Source organism: Bacillus sp. SIMBA_074 (assembly GCF_046534555.1).
GTDB classification, from domain to species: domain Bacteria; phylum Bacillota; class Bacilli; order Bacillales; family Bacillaceae_G; genus Bacillus_A; species Bacillus_A mycoides.
The window spans coordinates 1-518 of record NZ_JAWRYM010000097.1; the positions used below are offsets into that span (position 1 = coordinate 1).

Annotated in this window: 1 protein-coding gene; it reads right to left on the reverse strand. The window is 51.7% G+C overall.

The window, feature by feature from the left end:
• Positions 1-516: branched-chain amino acid transport system II carrier protein (locus SB773_RS29980; RefSeq protein ID WP_410593830.1), on the reverse strand; the 516-nt coding region annotated here is incomplete at its 3' end.
• Positions 517-518 lie beyond the last annotated feature (2 nt).

Genomic DNA, 518 nt, shown 5'->3' on the forward strand with positions numbered 1-518 from the left:
ACCTGCAATCGCAGGAAGCAGCCAGCCAATCCCCTCTTTGTGCAGCGGCAAATGCTTGTAAATCGAGGTGATCGCATCAACGGAGAGCCCCACTGAAGTAAGACCGTCCATCAAGCTGATCAATGCCGTTGCCACGATTGCACCTACGTAAACGGCTCTATATCCCTTGAACAATTTGTGGAAAAACGCCAGCAGCATCAAAACGATCGCCAACGGATAAATCGCCATCAGAATAGGGACGGAAATCGCAATCAGCTGTGTCAGTCCGATATTTGCTACACCGGCACTGAATACGCACAAAATCGCGGCCATCACTTTATAGGAAATGGCAGGGATGCGGTCTGAGAAGAAACGACTGCACGCTGTGACGAGTCCTACGGATGTCGTCAGGCAAGCCAGTGTAACGGCGGCGCCCAAAAGCATAGAGCCAAGCGGCCCAAACAAATGCTGAACAACCGTAGTCAAAATTTGTCCCCCGTTTTCGGACTGACCGAGCGAAAAGCTGGTCGCACCCATGT